General features: G+C 60.7%; 14 protein-coding genes. 9 read left to right on the top strand and 5 right to left on the bottom strand.

Annotation, left to right across the window (positions count from 1 at the left end; translation table 11 throughout):
• Positions 1-683: 683 nt before the first annotated feature.
• The 9 genes from J3R75_RS06295 to J3R75_RS06255 all read left to right on the top strand — a co-directional run bounded on the left by J3R75_RS06295 (position 684) and on the right by J3R75_RS06255 (position 12,368).
• Positions 684-1,256, top strand: a complete 573-nt coding sequence (locus J3R75_RS06295; RefSeq protein WP_307260552.1) for a DUF6788 family protein — start codon at positions 684-686, stop codon at positions 1,254-1,256.
• Between the two features lie 1,644 nt (positions 1,257-2,900).
• Positions 2,901-4,040, top strand: coding sequence for a GntR family transcriptional regulator (locus J3R75_RS06290; RefSeq protein WP_307260550.1), 1,140 nt, complete (start codon positions 2,901-2,903; stop codon positions 4,038-4,040).
• 4 nt (positions 4,041-4,044) lie between these two features.
• A complete protein-coding gene (locus J3R75_RS06285) occupies positions 4,045-5,046 on the top strand; it encodes a hypothetical protein (protein WP_307260548.1) in 1,002 nt (333 codons plus the stop codon).
• A gap of 733 nt (positions 5,047-5,779) precedes the next feature.
• Positions 5,780-6,649, top strand: coding sequence for a sugar phosphate isomerase/epimerase family protein (locus J3R75_RS06280; protein ID WP_307260547.1), 870 nt, complete (start codon positions 5,780-5,782; stop codon positions 6,647-6,649).
• A 150-nt stretch (positions 6,650-6,799) separates the two neighbouring features.
• Positions 6,800-7,729 (top strand): hypothetical protein, encoded by a 930-nt coding sequence (locus J3R75_RS06275; protein ID WP_307260545.1) that lies wholly within the window; start codon positions 6,800-6,802, stop codon positions 7,727-7,729.
• A gap of 270 nt (positions 7,730-7,999) precedes the next feature.
• Complete coding sequence (locus J3R75_RS06270; RefSeq protein WP_307260543.1) at positions 8,000-9,334, top strand: SGNH/GDSL hydrolase family protein; 1,335 nt, start codon at positions 8,000-8,002, stop codon at positions 9,332-9,334.
• A gap of 43 nt (positions 9,335-9,377) precedes the next feature.
• Positions 9,378-9,794 carry a secondary thiamine-phosphate synthase enzyme YjbQ gene (locus J3R75_RS06265; RefSeq protein WP_307260542.1) on the top strand — a complete coding sequence of 139 codons (417 nt, stop codon included), beginning with the start codon at positions 9,378-9,380 and terminating at the stop codon, positions 9,792-9,794.
• Positions 9,795-9,899: 105 nt separating this feature from the next.
• Complete coding sequence (locus tag J3R75_RS06260) at positions 9,900-10,598, top strand: DUF1559 family PulG-like putative transporter (RefSeq protein ID WP_307260540.1); 699 nt, start codon at positions 9,900-9,902, stop codon at positions 10,596-10,598.
• A 69-nt stretch (positions 10,599-10,667) separates the two neighbouring features.
• The gene (locus J3R75_RS06255; RefSeq protein ID WP_307260537.1) at positions 10,668-12,368 is read left to right on the top strand and encodes a putative manganese-dependent inorganic diphosphatase; all 1,701 of its coding nucleotides are present in this window, start codon (positions 10,668-10,670) and stop codon (positions 12,366-12,368) included.
• Between the two features lie 29 nt (positions 12,369-12,397).
• On the opposite strand, the gene J3R75_RS06250 is transcribed toward J3R75_RS06255, so the two are convergent.
• The 5 genes from J3R75_RS06250 to J3R75_RS06230 are packed head-to-tail and all read right to left on the bottom strand — an operon-like array spanning position 12,398 to position 18,156.
• Positions 12,398-13,189 carry a TatD family hydrolase gene (locus J3R75_RS06250; protein ID WP_307260536.1) on the bottom strand — a complete coding sequence of 264 codons (792 nt, stop codon included), beginning with the start codon at positions 13,187-13,189 and terminating at the stop codon, positions 12,398-12,400.
• 58 nt (positions 13,190-13,247) lie between these two features.
• Positions 13,248-14,477: a DUF4340 domain-containing protein gene (locus J3R75_RS06245; protein WP_307260534.1), complete on the bottom strand. Its 1,230-nt coding sequence runs from the start codon at positions 14,475-14,477 to the stop codon at positions 13,248-13,250.
• Positions 14,474-16,405 carry a GldG family protein gene (locus J3R75_RS06240; protein WP_307260532.1) on the bottom strand — a complete coding sequence of 644 codons (1,932 nt, stop codon included), beginning with the start codon at positions 16,403-16,405 and terminating at the stop codon, positions 14,474-14,476. Before J3R75_RS06240 ends, J3R75_RS06245 begins: the two co-directional genes overlap by 4 nt.
• Before the next feature lie 60 nt (positions 16,406-16,465).
• On the bottom strand, positions 16,466-17,200 hold the full coding sequence (locus J3R75_RS06235) for a heme exporter protein CcmB (RefSeq protein WP_307260531.1): 735 nt from the start codon (positions 17,198-17,200) through the stop codon (positions 16,466-16,468).
• On the bottom strand, positions 17,197-18,156 hold the full coding sequence (locus J3R75_RS06230) for an ABC transporter ATP-binding protein (RefSeq protein WP_307260529.1): 960 nt from the start codon (positions 18,154-18,156) through the stop codon (positions 17,197-17,199). Before J3R75_RS06230 ends, J3R75_RS06235 begins: the two co-directional genes overlap by 4 nt.
• Positions 18,157-18,271: the final 115 nt, after the last annotated feature.

The following is an 18,271-nucleotide window of genomic DNA, read 5'->3' as shown; positions in this document are numbered from 1 at the left end:
TTTTTGAAGCATGGAACGTGTATAAATACGCCCGTGAAACATGACTTTCACTGTAGTCTACGCATAGCGCGAAACAAACCACGGCGTGATACTGATTGGGGACTTTTTGGACTCCTGGGAGCGCCGCCGTCCCGGCGGCATTGAACCTGGGAGCGCCGCCGTCCCGGCGGCACTTGGCGGCGGCTGCGCGCTGGGGCGAGGACTCACTGACTCATGAGGCATGATCCCATGGATTGGACCGTGGGGACGAGTTGGACCGTGGGGATTGACGCTTTGGACGCATTGGACTGATTGGGGACCGGTTGGACTCCTGGGAGCGCCGCCGTCCCGGCGGCTCTTGGCGGCGGCTGCGCGCTGGGGCGAGGACTCACTGACTCATGAGGCATGATCTCATGGATTGGACCGTGGGGACGAGTTGGACCGTGGGGATTGACGCTTTGGACGCTGGGGACTGATTGGGGACCGGTTGGACTCCTGGGAGCGCCGCCGTCCCGGCGGCATCGAACCTGGGAGCGCCGCCGTCCCGGCGGCATCGAACCTGGGAGCGCCGCCGTCCCGGCGGCTCTTTGTTGCGGAGGCAACACCCGGTGGTGCCCAGTAACAAAGAATGAGAAATAGTTCGCGCATGGATCGTGCGTGAATCCTCCAGGCCTTTGCGACGATTAGTTCGCAAAGGCCTTTTTTTGTCTTTTTGTAAAAAATATCTGAGCCGTAATTATACGATCTTTAAATTTTCTTGTGTTTTTTCGGTGGTTTTTTTGCGCAACACCTTGAAATCAGCTATTGACGGCGTAAATTACCTGAGCCGTATATATACGGCTTGTTTTATCCGTGTTTTTATTGATCAGGGAGATGTGGCCATGGAAATGCCTGAATCCATCGAGACCCTCAAGGCGCAGATGCATGCAAAAATCAAGGCTTTGGGAAAGGCCGGGCTGTTCATGTCGGGCACCTTCGTGCGCAAGCGACGCGTATGCGGAAACCCCGCCTGCGCCTGCGCCAAGGGTGGCGAAGCGCATCCCGCATGTGCGGTGACCAGCAAGGTCGCCGGCAAGACCAAGGCCATCTACATACCAGTCGGCATCGCCGACGAGGTTGAGGCATGGACAAGCGAATACAAGCGAGTAAAGAAACTGCTCAAGGAAATAGACGTGCTGGCGGAAAAGGTGGTACGCCTTCATGTTCCGCGCGCCCGGGCCGCAAAGCGCAGGAACGCGAGCCTGGCATCAACCACGGCGACCTCATCCGAGTCATAGACGCCTATTTTCCGCAGCTGAACCGGTACGTCGACGACATCAATGATTTCAGGCGAGAGGATCGCATTACCTACCCGCTTTACGTCATTGTCATGTTGTGCGTTCTGTCACGCCTGATGGGCAACACGGCCAATCGCGACACGGACAACGAGCAGGACGAACAGGCTTTCCTGGACAACCTGAACACCTTGACTGGCGGCAAGATGGAGAGGTTTCCCCATTCGGACACCTTGAAGTACTCCATGGAAGGTCTTCCCCCGAAAGAACTGGCCGGCATGCGCAACAAGATGCTTGGCCGGCTTATCCGGAATAAAGTCCTTGACGGCATGCGCACGGATGAAACGCTCACCGGGAAAAAGCATTTTCTCGTCGCTATCGACGGCGTCCATTATCACACGTCGTCCCGGGAACTGCCGCACTCCACCCACAAAACGCGTTCAGATGGAACGGTTGAGCACATGTTGACAGCGCTGGAGGCCCATATGGTCTGTCCAGGCGGGGTAAGAATCCCGTTGATGACCGAACCCATTGAGAATCCCGAGGGGGGCGAGTACAACAAGCAAGACAGCGAACTGGTAGCGGCCAAAAGGCTCCTGGTCCGACTGAGGGACAAGTATCCCAGACTTCCCATGATTATCCTGATGGATGGGCTTTATCTGTGCGAGGACATCGTTAATCTGACCAGGAAAAACCACATGGAACTATCGGTGACGGTCAAGGACAATACATCCGCGTTCCTTGCCAAAGCAGAACAAAAAATGGCTGCCGACCACAGAAACCGGGTCAAAGAGGATGACCCGGCCGATGGCAAGCAACGCGTGGTCACCTGGACCAACCACGTGCAACACACATTCGGAAAAACCAAGGTCAGCCTCAACGTCCTGGCCATGACCAAGACAGGCAGCGAGGGCAAGACGGATAAATTCGTCTACGCAACCAGCATCTTCATTCACAAAAGGAGGGCAACCAACCTGCTCGACGACGTATGTCGGACGCGCTGGCAAATCGAAGAAGCATTCAAGGTTCAGAAATGTCACGGACTTGGACTGGAACAAGCGTTCGGCACAGTGGGACACGCGGGAACCAACTATTACCACATCGTGCAAATCGCCAACATCATCTTGGAACTCATGCTGCACAGCAACCTGTTTCGCCGTCTCCAGCAGCACCAGAATCCGGATCGCGTCAAGCATACAATCCGCGAACGGATGATGACATGGTACGGCACCATCAAAAACTTGATGTGCAAATTCAAAAGATCGATCACGACCAGACCCTTGAGTCAGATCGACGTAGGGGAATGGCGACTTGAGTTCGACACGGCATGAGCGTGGAAGCCGACCGCCAATCCAGTCCAAAACCCGCGATACAATCCAGAAACGAAAAAGTCGCCTCAACTGTGCGCACAAACATTAAGAACTTAACCAAACTTAAGGTGCAGCAGGAGGAAGGCGACACGCTACCTTAGCGCCCAAATCGTTTTTTCCCAGCAAGCAGCGTGAAGTGGTCTTAATGGCAACGGCTGATTCTTTGGGACTGGGTGGTGCCGGGCCAATGGCGGTAGGGGGTTGACAATGAAAATACCAGTGGTATACTTATAGGGTTTTCACCACAATTCAACTCATTTTGCCGATGGGATAGATCATGGCGGATCGCCGGGAAAATTGTCGTCGTGACGCGGTTTTGCAGCGTATGCGGGTGTTGGTCGCAGAATTACGTTCGGCGGGGCAGGTATTTCTGCCGTCGGAGCGGGCGTTATGCGAACAGATTGGGACGAGTCGGGTGACCTTGCGGATTGCGTTAGCGGAGTTGGAGAACGAGGGGCTGTTGGCGTCGTCCTGTGCTCAGGGGCGGGTTATTGCGGGTTCGTCGCCTGCTGCGGGCAAGGGCCGGGTGCTGTTTATCTCGCAGGGGCGGAGTTGTATTCAGCTGCCGGCGTGGAACCGCCTGTGGTTCGTGTTCAAGGAGTTGGCTGGTCGCGCCGGCTACGACTGTGAGCTCGCACTGGGCGAGGTGAGTGAGGACGTCCTCGACCGCGCTGATGCGATCATCTACAGCGGCAGCGCCGATGCGGCTGGACGGCGTCTGGGCGCTTACGCGGCCAAGCGCGGCAAGGTCATTGGTGTCCAGGAGAATCACGTCGGGCTGCTGCCCTATGTGGTCGCGTTGGACAATCGGGCCGCCGGCCGTCTTGCCGCGCAGACGCTGCTGGCGGCGGGCTATCAGCGGCCGGCCATTCTGCGGCGCAAAGACGGCTATTTCGCCTTCGAGCACCGCGAAGAGGGCTTTTGTGGCGAGCTGGCGCGGGTTCTGCCGGGCTATGACGCACCGAAGCTGCACATGGTCGGGGCGTCCTCGCTGGCCTTTATCCGCGATTACCTCGGGAAGATTGACGACTTTTTGCGGCAGGACATTGACGCGCTGTTTGTGGCTGGCGACGGCATGATCGAGCTATTTTACAGCTCTTTTTCGCCGACGCGGCGCATTCCCGACGACTTTGGCTTCATAGCGCTGGCCAGTTCGCATGAATGCTTGGTTCATCAGCCGCCGATCACGGCGGTCGGCCATGCCACCAACGGTGTCGCGCAGGCTATCGTGCGGCTGCTGGATAGCCTCCGCGCTGGCGCTTCGGCGCCGGCGCTTACCCTGTTGGCGCCGACGCTGCATGTCGGCGCCACCGTGCGCGGCGCGGCCACGCCGGCAGCCGGCGCTTCACCCACTGCATTGCCGGCGTCACGGCGCCGTGCCCATGCCAGGAAGAACACCACCAAGGAGAAGGATTGACATCATGCTGACTGCGAAGGACGTAAAGAAAATGGCCCGTGAATACGGGGCGGATCTGGTAGGCATTGCCTCCATGGACCGCTTTGCAGGCGCACCAAAACGGCAGGATCCGCGTTATATCTTCCCGGAAGCCAAGAGCTGTATTGTCATGGCCTTCCGTATTCCCCGCGGCTACTTTCGCGGTATTGAGGAGGGCACTTACTTCTCGGCTTACACGTCCATGGGCTATGCTGGCATCAACGAAGTCTTCGCGCCGGCCGTAATCCGTCGCATGTGCTGTTACGTTGAGGACCACGGCTACGAGGCCGTGCCGCTGCCGAACATCTACCTGCGCCCAAATATGAGCTGGGACAAGCCGTTCAATCGCAGCATACCTGTGCGTGAAGGCCTCCCTGAGCCCGACATCATGATCGACATGCGCGTAGCAGCCTTTGCTGCCGGCCTCGGCGAATACGGCTGGAGCAAGGTGTTCCTCACCCCGGAATTCGGCCCCATGCAGCGCTTCGCCGCCATGTTGACGGACTACGAGCTGGAACCCGACCCGATCTTCACCGGCAAGATCTGTGACCGCTGCCTGCGTTGCGCCCAGGCCTGCACTGGCAACGCCATCTCCAAGACCGAAAGCGACCACATCACCATTGCCGGTCATGTCTGCGAATACGCCAAGATCGACCTGCATAAATGCGGCAATGCCTATCGCGGCGGCAACAACGAGTACAATCCCTTCCTCAAGGACGGTCAGACGCTGGCGGATTTCCCCGACAGCCAGATCATCCCCCTCTACATGCGCCATCAATCCGCCCTCGAAGGCGCCCGTGGCTGCATGCGCGAATGCTACGTGCACTTGGAGGAAGCTGGCCGCCTCACCCACAAATTCGCCACGAAATTCCGCAAGCGCAAGCCGTGGAAGATCGACCGCGGCAATACTGCGGCTGACGTGCCCGCCGCCAACGACGCCAGCGCCAGCGCCAACAAGCCCAAAGACGACGGCAAGGCGCTGTTCTGAGCTGGGGTTTTTCCTGCGGTCTGATCGGTCTGATCTGGTTTCTTGGTTTGCTTGGCGGTCCTTTGGTAATCCCTCACCCATTGATACCGGCCATATTCTTGCGGCCTTTGTTTTCAGCGCCGAAGGCGCGGCCTAAGATAGCCCAGGGCAAGCGCCCGCAGGGCGCGTTGCCCTGGGTAAAAGTCCCACCCGAAAAGAGCCCTGAAAGGGCGACCTAAAAGACCTGCGACGATGGGTCGCAGCGCAAAATTGCCGCAGCAATCAATGAGTTCCATTGCCTCTTTGGCCCCAGTCAGCTGCGCCGACTGGGGCCAAAGAGGCCGAGGAACACGAGCAAAAATGGCGCTCCACCCAGGGCGGCGCTCCGCCTTCGGCGTCGCTTGCCCTGGGCTGGTATGCTTCGCGCTTTCAGCGCTCAAATGCCGCCGGGACGGCGGCGCTCCCAGGAGTCGAATCAGTCCCTAATCAGTCCAAGGCGTCGGGAGTCAATCCCCACGGTCCAATCCATGGGATCATGCCTCATGAGTCCGTGAGTCCTCGCCCCAGTGCGCCGCGCCAATTAGTCCGCACGGTCCCTGGCGTTCCTTGGAACCGCCAGTATCAATGGGTGAGGCATTACGTCCTTTGCTTTGTGTGTGTGTGTGGCGGGTGTTGCCGTGGCTGATTGGGGTTCTATATTGCAAGGTCGTCCTGGTTCAGCCACAATTTCATCCCCAACCCCTGGAAGTCGATCATGCACACCGCCCCCCTGACCTGTCTTTTTGATTTTGAGCACACGAATGACAAGACTCGCCCGTATGTCATGCAGGAGTTCGCCGTCAACGGCGTGACGAATCTGGTATTGACGGACACGCTCATCAGCGAGATCATGAAGAGCCCGGGCTTCGCCAAAAAACTCCGTGACGACCTGAAGAACACCGGCACCCGCTTTGTGGATGCACACGCGCCTTTCGGCGTCAACGAAGACCTCAATGTGCCTATTGCCGAGCAGCGGCCGATCATGCTTGAGCGGCTGAAGCTGGCGCTGCGCATCACGGCGGATTTCGGCGTTGACAGCATTGCCGTGCATGTGGGCAATACGCCGGAGACCTTTGCGGCGTACAGCCTCGACGATCTTCACGCGGCGATCATTCGTTCGCTGGAGGAACTGCTGCCGCTGGCGGCGCGTCTGGGCGTGACCATCGCCATCGAGAACATCTGGTTTCCCACCAGCACGCCCGAGAAGCTGCTGGACATCATTGCTCATTTTCGTTCGGAGCACCTGGGCATTTGCTTCGATGCCGGCCACGCCAACCTGATGGCAGTCGATCGCCATTTCGAGGTCAGCGCCGCCATCAACGGCTGGAAACGCTTCGGCGCCGTGCCTTACGACGACCAGATTCTCGAGAAGCTCCTGCCAGAGATCACCACCTGCCATCTGCATGACAATGACGGCCAAAACGACCAGCACTTGCTTCCCGGCCGCGGCACCATCGACTGGCAGCACTGCATGGCGCTGCTCAAGCAGGCGCCGCGCATAAAGTGCTTCCAGAGCGAGGTCATTCCTGTCCGCACCAATAGCAGCATTGCAGACGTCTGCCGGACTTTCCTGGCCATGGTCTGAGCATATCCAGGCATCTGCCGTCGCCCTCACGCGCGAGGCGCCAAGAAGCACGGCGTTTCGCGCGTTTCCTTTGCTACCCACGTTTCCTCTTGCGCCGTGAGCGATCCCGCCGTAGTATCTCTCCACACACAAAGCCCGGAAGGACCCACCATGAAAAACACATTGACGCTCATCCTGATGCTTGTCATCGCCTGCTGCACGGCGTTGACTGCGGCGCCGCAGCGCTTTCTCGGGGTCGATGAATCCCGCGGCCAGCTGATTTATGTTGATACTGCTGACGCGAGTAAGTCGTGGGCGCTGTCGCTGCCGGTGAAATGCCGGGATATTCAGCTGATCGGCAAGCAGCGGGTACTACTGAGTGGCAGCAACGGCTACTACGAATACGACCTGGCGACGCGCAGTTGTGTCAAGACCTTCAGCAAACCGGACTACGCGGGCACGATGTCCGTCCGCCGCACCCCCGAGGGGCGCACCCTCATCGGCTGCATCCAGCAGGGCAATACCGTCATTTATGAACTCGGCGCCAATGACGAACTGCTGCGCCAGGCGCTCTTCAGCGGTCGCAAGAGCCTACGGCTGATGCGCGTCACCCGCGATGACACGCTGCTCTTTGGCGGGCCCGACAACACGATCGTTGAGGCCGACATGAGCGGCGTCATCCGCCGCGAAATCGTCATTCCCGGCGGCCGCCATGTCTATCAAGCGCTGCGTCTGCCCGGCGGCAGCACCGTGGTCGCCAGTGGCTACGGCTCGGCGGTCATCGAATTCGCCGCCGATGGCAAGGAACTGAGGCGCTTCGCCGCGAGTGCGGACGACAAGGCGCGCGGCGTCAATACCCAGTTTTTCGCCGGCATGCAGATCCTGCCGGACGGGACCGTGGTGGTGTGCAACTGGACCGGGCATCGGCCGGAGGACAGCCAGAAGGGCCCGCAGCTCCTGCAGTTCGACCAGGACGGCAAACTCGTCTGGACTTGGCACGACTCGGCCTTTGCCGGCACCCTCCACGGCGTCATCGTCCTCGACCACCTGAACGCCGATGTTCTCTGCGACGACAGCAACGGCGTCCTCGCACCGCGCTGAACAGCGCCGCCGCACGCGCAGTGCCATGAGGCAGACCACCGGTGCTCCGCACCAATGCCCAGGCGCAAAAGACCTTGCCGTCGGCGTCGCGTTTCGATCACTGGGCGGGGTTGGGAAATGTTGATAATTGATTGAATTTGTGTTAGACTGATTCTGCCGTGGTGAACAGCCATTGCAGGCTGAGTTCACCGGCGTTACAGTAGCGACCGACAGGGTGGCCGGGGGGCTTGCCACGAACGGCAAAAATGCGTTACGATGAAAGCGGGTACTATGATCAGGCAGGTAGGCATGATGGCGGCGGCACTATTGGCGGGTTGTGCGGTGGCGGCGGAGGCCGCGGAAGAGCCGGCGACGCGGCGCCCAGCGGTGGAATACACGGTGCGTGGAGGACTGCCGAATTTTTATCGCCAGGCCGAGGGCGGCATGGCGCCGTTGCGGGTGGCTTATTTTGGCGGCAGCATCACAGCGGCCGGGGGGTGGCGGGTGCAGACGCTCGCGTGGTTTCGGGAGTCCTACCCGGCGGCGGAGATCACTGAGATCAATGGCGCCATCAGCGGCACGAACGTGGGGCTAGGCGTGTATCGCCTGGATTATGATGTGCTGAGGCACAAACCTGACCTGCTTTTTGTGGAGTTCGCGGTGAATGATGGTGGTACCAGCGCCAAGGAGATCCATCGCGGCATGGAAGGCGTGGTGCGCAAAGTCTGGCAGGCTAGCCCGGAAACCGACATTTGTTTCGTGTACACCCTTACGGGCGGCATGGTCGCCGATTTCGCCAAGGGCGTCTATCCTCACGCCGCCAGCTGCATGGAAGACATCGCCGATTACTATGGCATTCCCAGCATCCACCTGGGCTACGACGTGGCCCGGCGGGCCGCCGAGGGCAAGCTCATCTTCAAATCGGCCGAGCCCGAGGCCGTGCGCCGCAAGGCGTTGCAGGACGACGGCGTCTGGCATTTCACCAATGACAATGTCCATCCCTACGCGGACACTGGTCACCCGCTCTACACGGAGGCCATCAAGCGCGGCTTCGCCGCTTTCCGGGCAGCGGTGGCGCCGGCGCAAAAGCCCCACGCGCTAGCGGCGCCGTATCGCGCGGACAATCTTGAGAATGCGCGGACGCTGCCGCTGTCGGCCGCAAAACTGACGGGCTCGTGGCGGCGGCAGGACAGCGCCAGCGAGCTGCCGGCGAAGAATGTCGCCCTGCGGCTGCCGGAGTTGTGGCAGGCGGCGGGTCCGGGCGCCACGCTGGAGCTACGCTTTAAGGGCACGGAAATGCGCATCTACGGCCTGGTTGGGCCAGACTGCGGCCAAGTGAGCTACTCGGTGGATGATGGGCCGCTGCAGACCGTGACGCAGATCAGTCGCGGTTATTGGTCGGACTGCTACATACTGGGCACCATCAATGTGGCCATGGGCCTGGAAGACAAGGTGCACAGCGTGAAGATGTTTGTCGCCCCCGAGCCCATTGCAGACAAGCTGGCGGTGCTGCAGATGAGCCCGAAGTACCGTGAGTTGACGGCCGAGGCGCTGGCGGCCTCGCCTTTGTCGGCGCAGCATTGGTACGCGGGGAACATCCTGCTGGTCGGTGAAATTGTACCATGAACGGGCCGGGGAGCAATATGAGAGGAAGGAGCAGACAAAGCGCATGAAAACACTTCGCAAGGAACTCCATTTCAATCTGCCGGCGCGGCGTGGCCTGGTGAATATCACTGGCCAGGTGCAGCAGGCGGTCATTGAGAGCGGCGTCAAGGACGGCCTAGTGTTGGTGAACGCCATGAATATCACCGCGAGTGTGTTCATCAACGATGACGAAAGCGGGCTGCATGCGGACTACGAACGCTGGCTGGAAAAGCTGGCGCCGGAACAACCCTACAGTCAGTATGCCCACAATGGCTTTGAGGACAACGCCGACGCGCACCTCAAACGTACCATCATGGGGCGCGAAGTGGTGGTGGCCATCACGGACGGGCGACTGGATTTCGGCACCTGGGAACAGATCTTTTATTATGAATTTGATGGCAAGCGCGACAAGCGCGTGCTGGTCAAGGTCATTGGCGAGTAGGACTGAGCGACGGCGCGCAGCTCGCCAAGCCCCGTAACGACAAGCCACATAGGTGTAATCAGTTACGGCGACGAAACAGCGACAACGGAAAAAGGAGAGACGACGATGAAACGGTTCTTCACTCTGATTGAATTGCTGGTAGTCATTGCGATCATTGCGATTTTGGCGGCGATGCTCTTGCCGGCATTGAGCAAAGCCCGAGAGAAAGCGCGGACGATATCCTGCGCGAGCAGCATGAAACAGATCGGCCTGGGCATGACGCTGTATTCGCAGGACAACCAGGACTGGTTCCCGCCGCTGAATGGCCTGGCCAGCAGCGGTTCGAACTGGTCGGCGTCGGCATCGACGTGGCGCCAGGCCTATCTGCACTACATCGGCGAACGCAATGTCTTCAAATGCGCATCGGATAGCCGTACTGTAGCGACGACGAACGACTCGGGTATCCTGGTGATGATTACTGGCGTCAAGGCTGACGCGCAGTGCGCCGTGTCCTACGCGGCCAACTACCTCCTGCACAAAGAAAGCCCGCGGACGATGATTGAGGTCAAGAATCCCTCGGCAATCATCTTTGCGGTCGATCAGGTGAATTCGGGCTACCGCTGCGTGATGAGCAACGCCGCGGAGACGCAGAAACAGCTGGGTGAATCGCTGGATTTGAGTCTGCTGCCCGGGCGGCACAACCGCGGCGCGAATGCGGTTCACGCCGATGGCCATGTGTTGTGGTATGGCTCCAAGACGACGTATTTGGCGTCGCTCAGCGGGTCGAGCGTCGAGATGCGCAAACTGTGGAATCCGGATCTCTGAGCAGAGTAACAGCGGATTGATGATAGAAACAGCAGGCCGCGGCGGCGCGGCGGATGACAACGGCGGGATATGACAGAACAGCAGGTTATGGAGAAGAAGGCGCCTTATCGGGTATTGGTCAGTGGGCATCGCAATCCGGACATTGACAGTCTGGCGGCGGCCGTGGCGATTGCCGAGTTGCGGCGGCGACAGGGCCAGGCGGAGATCACGGCGCTATGTCCGGGAGTGTTGCCGGAGCGGGCGCTGTATTTGTTCAAGCGTTTTGGCATCGAGCCGCCGCAGAGCCGCAACGATGTCTATACACGGGTGCGGGACGTCATGACCCCGGCCACGCCGGTCAGCACCGGCACGACCTTGTTTGACGCCGTTGGCAAACTCCGCGAGACGGGCCGGCAGCAGCTGCCGGTGGTCGAGGGCGACGGCCGTTTTCTCGGCATGCTCAGTGGCTTGGCGCTGATCTCGAATCTGTTGGACATCGGCAACGACGCCGGTAGCGGCCTGACGGGGCGCTGCATTCACAGCTCCATCCGGCTGATTCAGCAGGTGCTGGAAGCCGAAGTGCTCACGGCGGACGACGCCGACAGCACGCAGGATTTCCAAGTCTATGTCGCCGCCATGAGCCTGGACAGCTTCACCGAGCATCTGCCGGACACGGCCAGCCACGAGCTGGCGGTCATTGTCGGCGACCGGCCGGAAATTCACCTGCGGGTGCTGCACCGGCGGATGCGGCTGATGATTGTGACCGGCAATCGGCCGGTGGACCCCTTAATTGTCGAAGCGGCGGCGCGCGCCAAGGTATCCATACTGCTGACGCGTTACGATTCGGCGGCGGTGATCCGGCGCCTGAAATTCAGTGTGCCAGTGGAGTTCAGCCGTTTCCCGGCGAACCAGCTGTGTTTGTCGCCGCGTGACCGCCTGCGCGACGTGCGCAATCGGATACTGAACAGCGTTGACGACCTGGTGCCGGTGGTGGACGAGGCCGGGCTGCTGTGTGGCGTGGTGTTGAAGAACGCCTGCAATCAGCCGCCGCCCTTCCGCATGATCCTGGTCGATCACAACGAGATCGAGCAGAGCCTGCCGGGCGTTGAGGAAATACCGGTGATTGAGGTCATCGACCACCACCGCATCGGCATGCCACCGACGACGGCGCCGATCCGTTTCACGGGCGACGTGGTGGGTAGCACCTGCACGCTGGTGGCGGCGATGTTCCGCAGCGCCGGCGAACGCCTTTCGGCGGGGCTGGCGGGGCTGCTGCTGGGCGGGATTATCTCCGACACGCTACTGCTGCGCTCGCCGACGAGCGCCGACCTCGACCGGCGCATGTGCGACTGGCTGGCCAAAATCGCCGGCGTGCAGCCCGAGGTGCTGATGGACGAACTGCTGCGGATCGATTCGCCGCTGGCGGCCAAGCCCGCGCATGACGTCATCCATGGCGACCGCAAGGATTACAGCGACGGCCGTTTCCGCTTCACCCTGGCGCAGGTGGAAGAAACCAACCTGGAGCTACTGCACCAACGGCGGGACGAGTTGCTGGCCGAGATGCAGAAGGTCCTTGCCGATCAGCAGCTAGATTTTGTCGGCCTGATGGTGACAGACGCGGTGCGGGAGACGTCCGAGCTGCTGATCATCGGCTGCGAGGAGCTGATCCGCAATCTGCCCTACGCGGCGCTGGCAGAGAACCTCTTCGTGCTGCCGGGCGTCCTCAGCCGCAAAAAACAACTCCTGCCGCAGGTCCTGGCCATCACGGCGGCCCTGCAGGACCAACGGTAATTCTTTATCCGCGGATAAAAAAACGGCGTTTACGGTTGGGTGAAGAGCTCTTGCCAGTTTTGGGCGATGGTTGCGGCGACGACTTCTGGGGTGGCCTTTTTGATGTCGGCGATGGCCTGGACGACGGCGTGTACCTGCCATGGCTGGCTGAGTTGGCCGTGGTATTGTGGTGCGGGCAGGTCGGGGCAGTCGGTTTCGCTGAGGATGCGGTCCAGCGGCGCGTAGAGCGCGGCGGCGCGTGCGCGGCGGCTATTGGGGTCGGCGACGGGGCCGCAGAAGGACAGGTGGAGACCGTGGTCGAGGGCTTGGCGGGCGATGTCGCGGCTGGCGCCGAAATGGTGGCAGTAGCCGCGCAGGGTGGTGATGCGCAGGTCCTTGAGCAGCGCGAAGAATTCTGGCCAGGCTTTGCGGTTGTGCAGGCACACTGGCAGGTCGAAGTCGCGGGCGATGAGCAGCTGTTGCGCCAGCGCGGCGAGCTGTTTGGCGGTGCTGTCGCGGTGACTGAGGAAGTCCAGGCCGATTTCGCCGACGGCGATGATCTTGGCGCCCGGGGGCGGTGCGGCGATGGCCTGGCGTAGCTCGTCGGCGCTGTGGTCATCCCAGTCGGCGAGGAAGAACGGGTGCATGCCCAGGGCGGCATAGACGATGTCATGGCGGGCACTGAGGGAGGCGACGGCGTCCCATTCGTCGCGTCGCGCCGCATTGGCGAGAATGCGGCGGACGCCGCGCACCACGCACTCCGCGAAGAGCTGCGGCAGGATCGGCGCCAGGCGCGGATCGGCCAAGTGCGCATGGGCGTCATAGAGTGGGAGGTTTGCCATGTCGCGGCTCCCGAAAAAAAGGCCCGGCGGATTGCCGGGCCGAGGGTGGCTGAGACGATTATGGTGCGGCGGGCGCCGCTGGTGCAGGAGCAGCTGGGGCAGGTGCGGCGGGCGCCGGTGCGGGCGCGGGCGTTGCATCGGCCTTTGGTTCGGGTTTAGGGAGGTCTTTGAAGAGCTCGTCGCGCTTTTTATCGATATTGCTGATGGCGTAGGTGCCGACTTCGAAAGTCCAGGGCGCGAGTTTGGCGAAGAGTTCTTGTGCCTTGGTTTGGCCGTCCTTGACCTTCTGGGCGAATTCGGCGTCGAGGCGTGCTTTATCTTCGGGTTTTTCGTCTTCGGCGGCATCGCGGGTGGTCTTGCCGTTCCAGGTCAGTTCGCTGATGCGCAGGTAGCGTTTGCCATTGACGGTTTTGCCGATGAGAATCGTGTAGCTGAGGTCGTCGAAATCGGTGGCTGTGAAAGTCTTGACCTCGTCCATGCCGACATCTTCGGGTTTGGCGGCCGGGTCAGCGACGTCGTTGAAGCGGATCCAGGAGAAGGCCGATTTGATGCTGTTGAGCTTGGACGTGTCCGCTTCCTTGCCTTCGGGTATCTCGCCGACAACGGCGAGATTGTCGCTCTTGCTTTTGCGTTCGACGGTCCACATGGTTACATCGCCGGCGCTGAGGGTGGCCGATTTGAGGTCGCTGATTTTGAAGAAGTCCTTGTTAAGCCAGAAAGTCACCGGCTCGTCTACCAGGGCGAAAGTGTTGGCGGCGATGACGGGTCGTTGGTCGTTGAGCAGGAGGTAGCGGCCGACGGGCGCCGTGTTCTCGCCGGGCATCATGCCGGGCATGGCCGGCTCGGCGGATTCCTGCTCGTGCTTCTTGCCGAAGACGAGGGTCTGGAGGGCATCGCCGGCGGCATTATGGAAGCTGACTGTGACTGCGCCGTCGGCCGGCGTGAGTTGCAGCTCGGCGAAGTGCTGCTGCGCAATGGCCAGTTCGCGGGCGACGCGGGTCTCGCTGAGGTCGAAGACGAACTGGTTCAGCTCGGAGAAATTGGCGGGGAAGCCATAGCGTTCCTTGACGCTCCAGCCCGGTTCCGTTTTTTCCAGGGTCACGGTCTTGTCGCCCGAGCTGAACGTGACGCGCGTGACGGCGCTGCTGTCAAAACTCTCCGGCACCAGCGTGGTGCCGGCGGCGGCGCCGCCCTGCCAGCCGCGTTTTTCCGGGCGGTTCATGACGTAGGCAGCGATGGCGAGGACGACTGCCGCGCAGATCAGGACAATGAGTTGTTTCTTGTTCATTTGCGTTTGCTCCTTCCGCGTTTGACCAATGCCAAGGTGAGACCGCCGATGACGACCAGCGCGGGCATCAGGGCTATATTAGCCAGCATGATGTTGTTTTCGAGGGCGTCGATGTCCTGTCGCAGCTGCTTGCGGACGCTCTTGAGGCTCTGCTTGGCCTCGGCTTCCTTCTTACGGAATTTGGCCAGGGCCTGCCGTTGTTCGGCGGAGAGCAGATCGCGCTCGCCGGGTTGGCGTTTGCGCTGCAGGTCATTGATTTCGCGCTGGATGTCCTGCACTTCGGCTTCGAGTTTGGCGATCTGTTCGCGGTAGCGCTCGTTGGCGGCCAGCTCCATGGCCTTCACGCGGGTGAAGGGGCGGGATGTGCCGCCGCGGGAGCGGATGCTGAACAGCGCGTTGTCGCCGCTGAGACTCTCCAGCATATTCTGCGCAAAAGCCAGATTCTGGTTGATAGGCTGGACGAAAGTCTGGCCGAAGATCGAGCTGCGGCGTACGCAGAAGGGATCGTAGAGCATGTCGGCGTCCGCAACCAGCACTACCGCGCCGGGCTTGCTCGATGCGCTCAGCCAGGTGCTGACAGACTCGGCTTTTGCTTCGCCGTTCTTGCCGTCTTCGTCGGCTTTTGCTTCGCCGGGTTTGCCGTCGGGATAGGCGGTTTTGAAGGTGCCGGTGAGGCGGATGGCGAGTTCTTTGGTGGTGAGGTCGGCGCGGAAGTCCTTCATGAGATCCTTGCCGCTGCGCTGGGCCATGTATTTTTCGAGAAACTGCGAGTCGTCGGAACTGCTGATGAGGACGGTTTTGGTGAGGCCCTCGGCGGGCGTGCCGGCGAAGGCGCCGGTATTGAGCATGAGCATGGAATTGAGGAGGGCGACGGCCGGGTCATTGCGGTCGATATGCTCCACGCCAAGACTGAGGACGCTCGGCATGGTCTCGGCGCCGCTTTGTGGTCCCTGGCGGATTTCGGTGGCGGCGCTGCGGTCGAGGACGACTTTTTCGGTCTCGAAGCTGACTCCCCATGCCTTGAGTAGCGGATCAAGGGACGATGCGGCTGGCGGCATGTACTGCATCTGCTGCGGCTGGTTCTGCATGTCGGCCATGCACATCGGGTCGAGGAAAGCGATCAAGCGGCCGCCGCGGAGGACGAACTGGTCGAGGGCAAAGAGCGTCTTGGCCTCAAGCTCCTTCGGGTGGATGGCCATGACGATGTCAATGTCGTCGGCGATGGCGTCGCTGCTGACGGGCAGCTCGACGACGTCGTATTCTTTTTTGAGTTCGGTGATGATCATCCACGCGGGCTTCATACCGCCCGGTTGCCCCTGCATCATCATATTGGGGTTGTCGATGCCGCCCATGACCATCATGGGGCTGATGACGCCGACTTTGGGCTTGCTGGGGTTGGTGACGTTGATGAGGGCGCGGGTGATGTCGTATTCCAGCAGGCTTTCGCGTTCGGGGCTGAGGAAGGGCAGCGTGGCCAGGCGGCCGGCGCAGCTGATGGCGATGCCGAGGTACACGCGGTCTTCCATGCCGAGGGCGTCCATCGGCTGGCCGACGACGCCGTCGAGGTGGGCGGAATCCTCCGCGTCGGAGTCGGGCTGGGGATTGAGCTTGGTGACATCGATGTGCTTGCCGGCATTGCGCTTGTACTCTTTGAGGATGTCTTCGACGCGGTTGGCGTAGGTCTTCATGAAGACCGGCATTTGTGCGACGTCCTTGGAGTAGTAGAAGCGGATGCTTACTGGCTGGTCGAGTTTCTGCAGGGTCTGGATGGTGCCGTCCGACAGCGTGAAAAGCTTGTCGCTGGTGACGTCCCAGCGGACATTCGCCGGCTTGAAGATGAGGTTGACAATGATGAGGATGACGGCCATGACGGCGACGCCACCGAGGGAATAAAAGAAGGCCTCGAGATGTTTTTTATGGCTGCTCATAGTTAACGTTGCTCCTTGGTCCTTGGCCGCCGGTCGCGGCGGCCTGACATGCCGGTTGGTTTACGCGCGGTAGGTCTTCAGCACGATGTTGGTAGTGAACAGGGCGAAGACGACCAGCGAGATGAAGTACACGAAATCGCGGAGATCAAGGACGCCGCGCTGCATGCTTTCAAAGTGGAACATGACGCTGATGCCGGCGGCGAATTCGACGAGGTTGTTGGCTGCGCCCCATTTGAGGAGGATGTTGGTGACGGGTGGGTAGCCGGCAAGGACCAGGAACAGACAGATAACGACCGAGGTGATGAAGCTGATGACCTGATTGCGAGTGCAAGCCGAGGTCATGCCGCTAATGGCCAGATAGGCACCGGCCATGAGGAAACTGCCGATGTAGCCGGTGAGCATGGGGCCCAGATCGGGCTCGCCCAGGTAGCAGACCGTGATCGGCATCGGGAGGGTCAGCAGCAGCGCGAAGCCCAGGAAGATCCACCCGGCGAGGAACTTGCCGGCGATGGCCGCGGCAGTGTTGACGGGCATGGTGAAGAGCAGTTCGAGAGTGCCCTGGCGGCGTTCCTCAGACCACAGGCGCATGCCCACGGCCGGCACCAGCAGCATGTACAACCAGGGGTGCCAGACAAAAAAGCTGGTGAGGGTCGCTTCTTTGAAGCGGAAGAAACCGCCCATCATGAAGGTGAAGAAGCCCGTGAGGAGCAGGAAGATGACGATGAAGACGTAGGCGACTGGCGAGTTGAAGTAACTGGCCAGCTCCCGTTTGGCGATGATCCAGGTATTTTTCATGCCTTGTTCTCCTTCGCGCTGTCAAGGCTGGTGATGGTGCGGAAGACGTCGTCCAGCCGGCCGGTTTCCGTGTGCAGTTCGTCAAATTGCCAGTGCTTGCCGTCCAAAACGGCCTTGATGGCGGGCGCCAGGGCGATGGCGGGATCTTGGCGCTGGACCAGCACCGTGACGGCCTGGCCGTCCGCGCCGAGTTTGCTGACGTCGCCGGCGCCGGCGATGGCACCGAGGGCGCTGCTGATGTCGGCGTAGGGCACGCCGTGAACGCGGACCTGCACGGCGCCAGCGTCGTTGGAACGCGCCTTGAGCTCGGCGGGGCTGCCGTTGAAGACGAGTTTGCCCTGGTCGATGATGATTACGCGGCTGCAGATGGCCTCGACTTCTTCGAGGATGTGCGTGGAAACGATGATGGCCTTGCTCTTGCCCATGTCGCGGATGAGCATGCGCATCTCGTGCTTCTGGTTGGGGTCCAGGCCGTCTGTAGGTTCGTCAAGCACCAGCACCGGCGGGTCGTGAAGAATCGCCTGGGCAAAGCAGCAGCGGTGGAAGTAGCCTTTGGACAGGGTGTCGATGCTCTGTCGGCGGACTTTTTGCAGGTGGCAGGTCTCGATCGCCTTCTCGACCGCGTTTTTCTTCTCATCGCCGCTGAAGCCGCGGATGGCGGCGCAGAAGGCCAGGAAGTCCTCGACGGTCATGTCGTTGTACGCCGGGGCGTTTTCTGGCAGGTAGCCGAAGAGAGCTTTGGCCGCGATGGGGGCCGTTTCGATGTCGTGGCCGCCAATTTCGATTTTGCCGCCGGAGAGGGGTAGGAAGCCGGTAAGCATCCGCATGGTGGTTGACTTGCCGGCGCCGTTGGGCCCCAGGAATCCCAGGACTTCGCCGGATTGAACCTCGAAGGACACGTGGTCCACCACGAGGTTCGGCCCGAACCATTTTTGCACGTCTTGAGCCTTGATCATGCCTAACATTTCCTCCTGATTTTCAGGTTGCCGACAACAGGGGTGCCAGAGGGAACAAAGCCCTTTTGACCCAGTGATAAAACGCGAGTTCCCAGCCACGAAATGCTTTTTCGGG

The sequence above is a fragment of the Oligosphaera ethanolica genome, assembly GCF_030814695.1.
In the GTDB taxonomy this organism is placed as follows: Bacteria; Verrucomicrobiota; Lentisphaeria; order Oligosphaerales; family Oligosphaeraceae; genus Oligosphaera; species Oligosphaera ethanolica.
Note: the sequence above shows the minus strand (reverse complement) of the source record. Positions and strands in the feature narration are given on the sequence as shown.

Excerpts from the sequence above, each read along its gene's own strand:
- J3R75_RS06260 (WP_307260540.1), top strand. The coding sequence starts at position 9,900 with ATGAAACGGTTCTTCACTCTGATTGAATTGCTGGTAGTCATTGCGATC.
- J3R75_RS06270 (WP_307260543.1), top strand. The coding sequence starts at position 8,000 with ATGATCAGGCAGGTAGGCATGATGGCGGCGGCACTATTGGCGGGTTGT.
- J3R75_RS06250 (WP_307260536.1), bottom strand. The coding sequence starts at position 13,189 with ATGGCAAACCTCCCACTCTATGACGCCCATGCGCACTTGGCCGATCCG.
- J3R75_RS06240 (WP_307260532.1), bottom strand. The coding sequence starts at position 16,405 with ATGAGCAGCCATAAAAAACATCTCGAGGCCTTCTTTTATTCCCTCGGT.
- J3R75_RS06245 (WP_307260534.1), bottom strand. The coding sequence starts at position 14,477 with ATGAACAAGAAACAACTCATTGTCCTGATCTGCGCGGCAGTCGTCCTC.
- J3R75_RS06265 (WP_307260542.1), top strand. The coding sequence starts at position 9,378 with ATGAAAACACTTCGCAAGGAACTCCATTTCAATCTGCCGGCGCGGCGT.
- J3R75_RS06285 (WP_307260548.1), top strand. The coding sequence starts at position 4,045 with ATGCTGACTGCGAAGGACGTAAAGAAAATGGCCCGTGAATACGGGGCG.
- J3R75_RS06280 (WP_307260547.1), top strand. The coding sequence starts at position 5,780 with ATGCACACCGCCCCCCTGACCTGTCTTTTTGATTTTGAGCACACGAAT.
- J3R75_RS06290 (WP_307260550.1), top strand. The coding sequence starts at position 2,901 with ATGGCGGATCGCCGGGAAAATTGTCGTCGTGACGCGGTTTTGCAGCGT.
- J3R75_RS06275 (WP_307260545.1), top strand. The coding sequence starts at position 6,800 with ATGAAAAACACATTGACGCTCATCCTGATGCTTGTCATCGCCTGCTGC.
- J3R75_RS06230 (WP_307260529.1), bottom strand. The coding sequence starts at position 18,156 with ATGATCAAGGCTCAAGACGTGCAAAAATGGTTCGGGCCGAACCTCGTG.
- J3R75_RS06235 (WP_307260531.1), bottom strand. The coding sequence starts at position 17,200 with ATGAAAAATACCTGGATCATCGCCAAACGGGAGCTGGCCAGTTACTTC.
- J3R75_RS06255 (WP_307260537.1), top strand. The coding sequence starts at position 10,668 with ATGACAGAACAGCAGGTTATGGAGAAGAAGGCGCCTTATCGGGTATTG.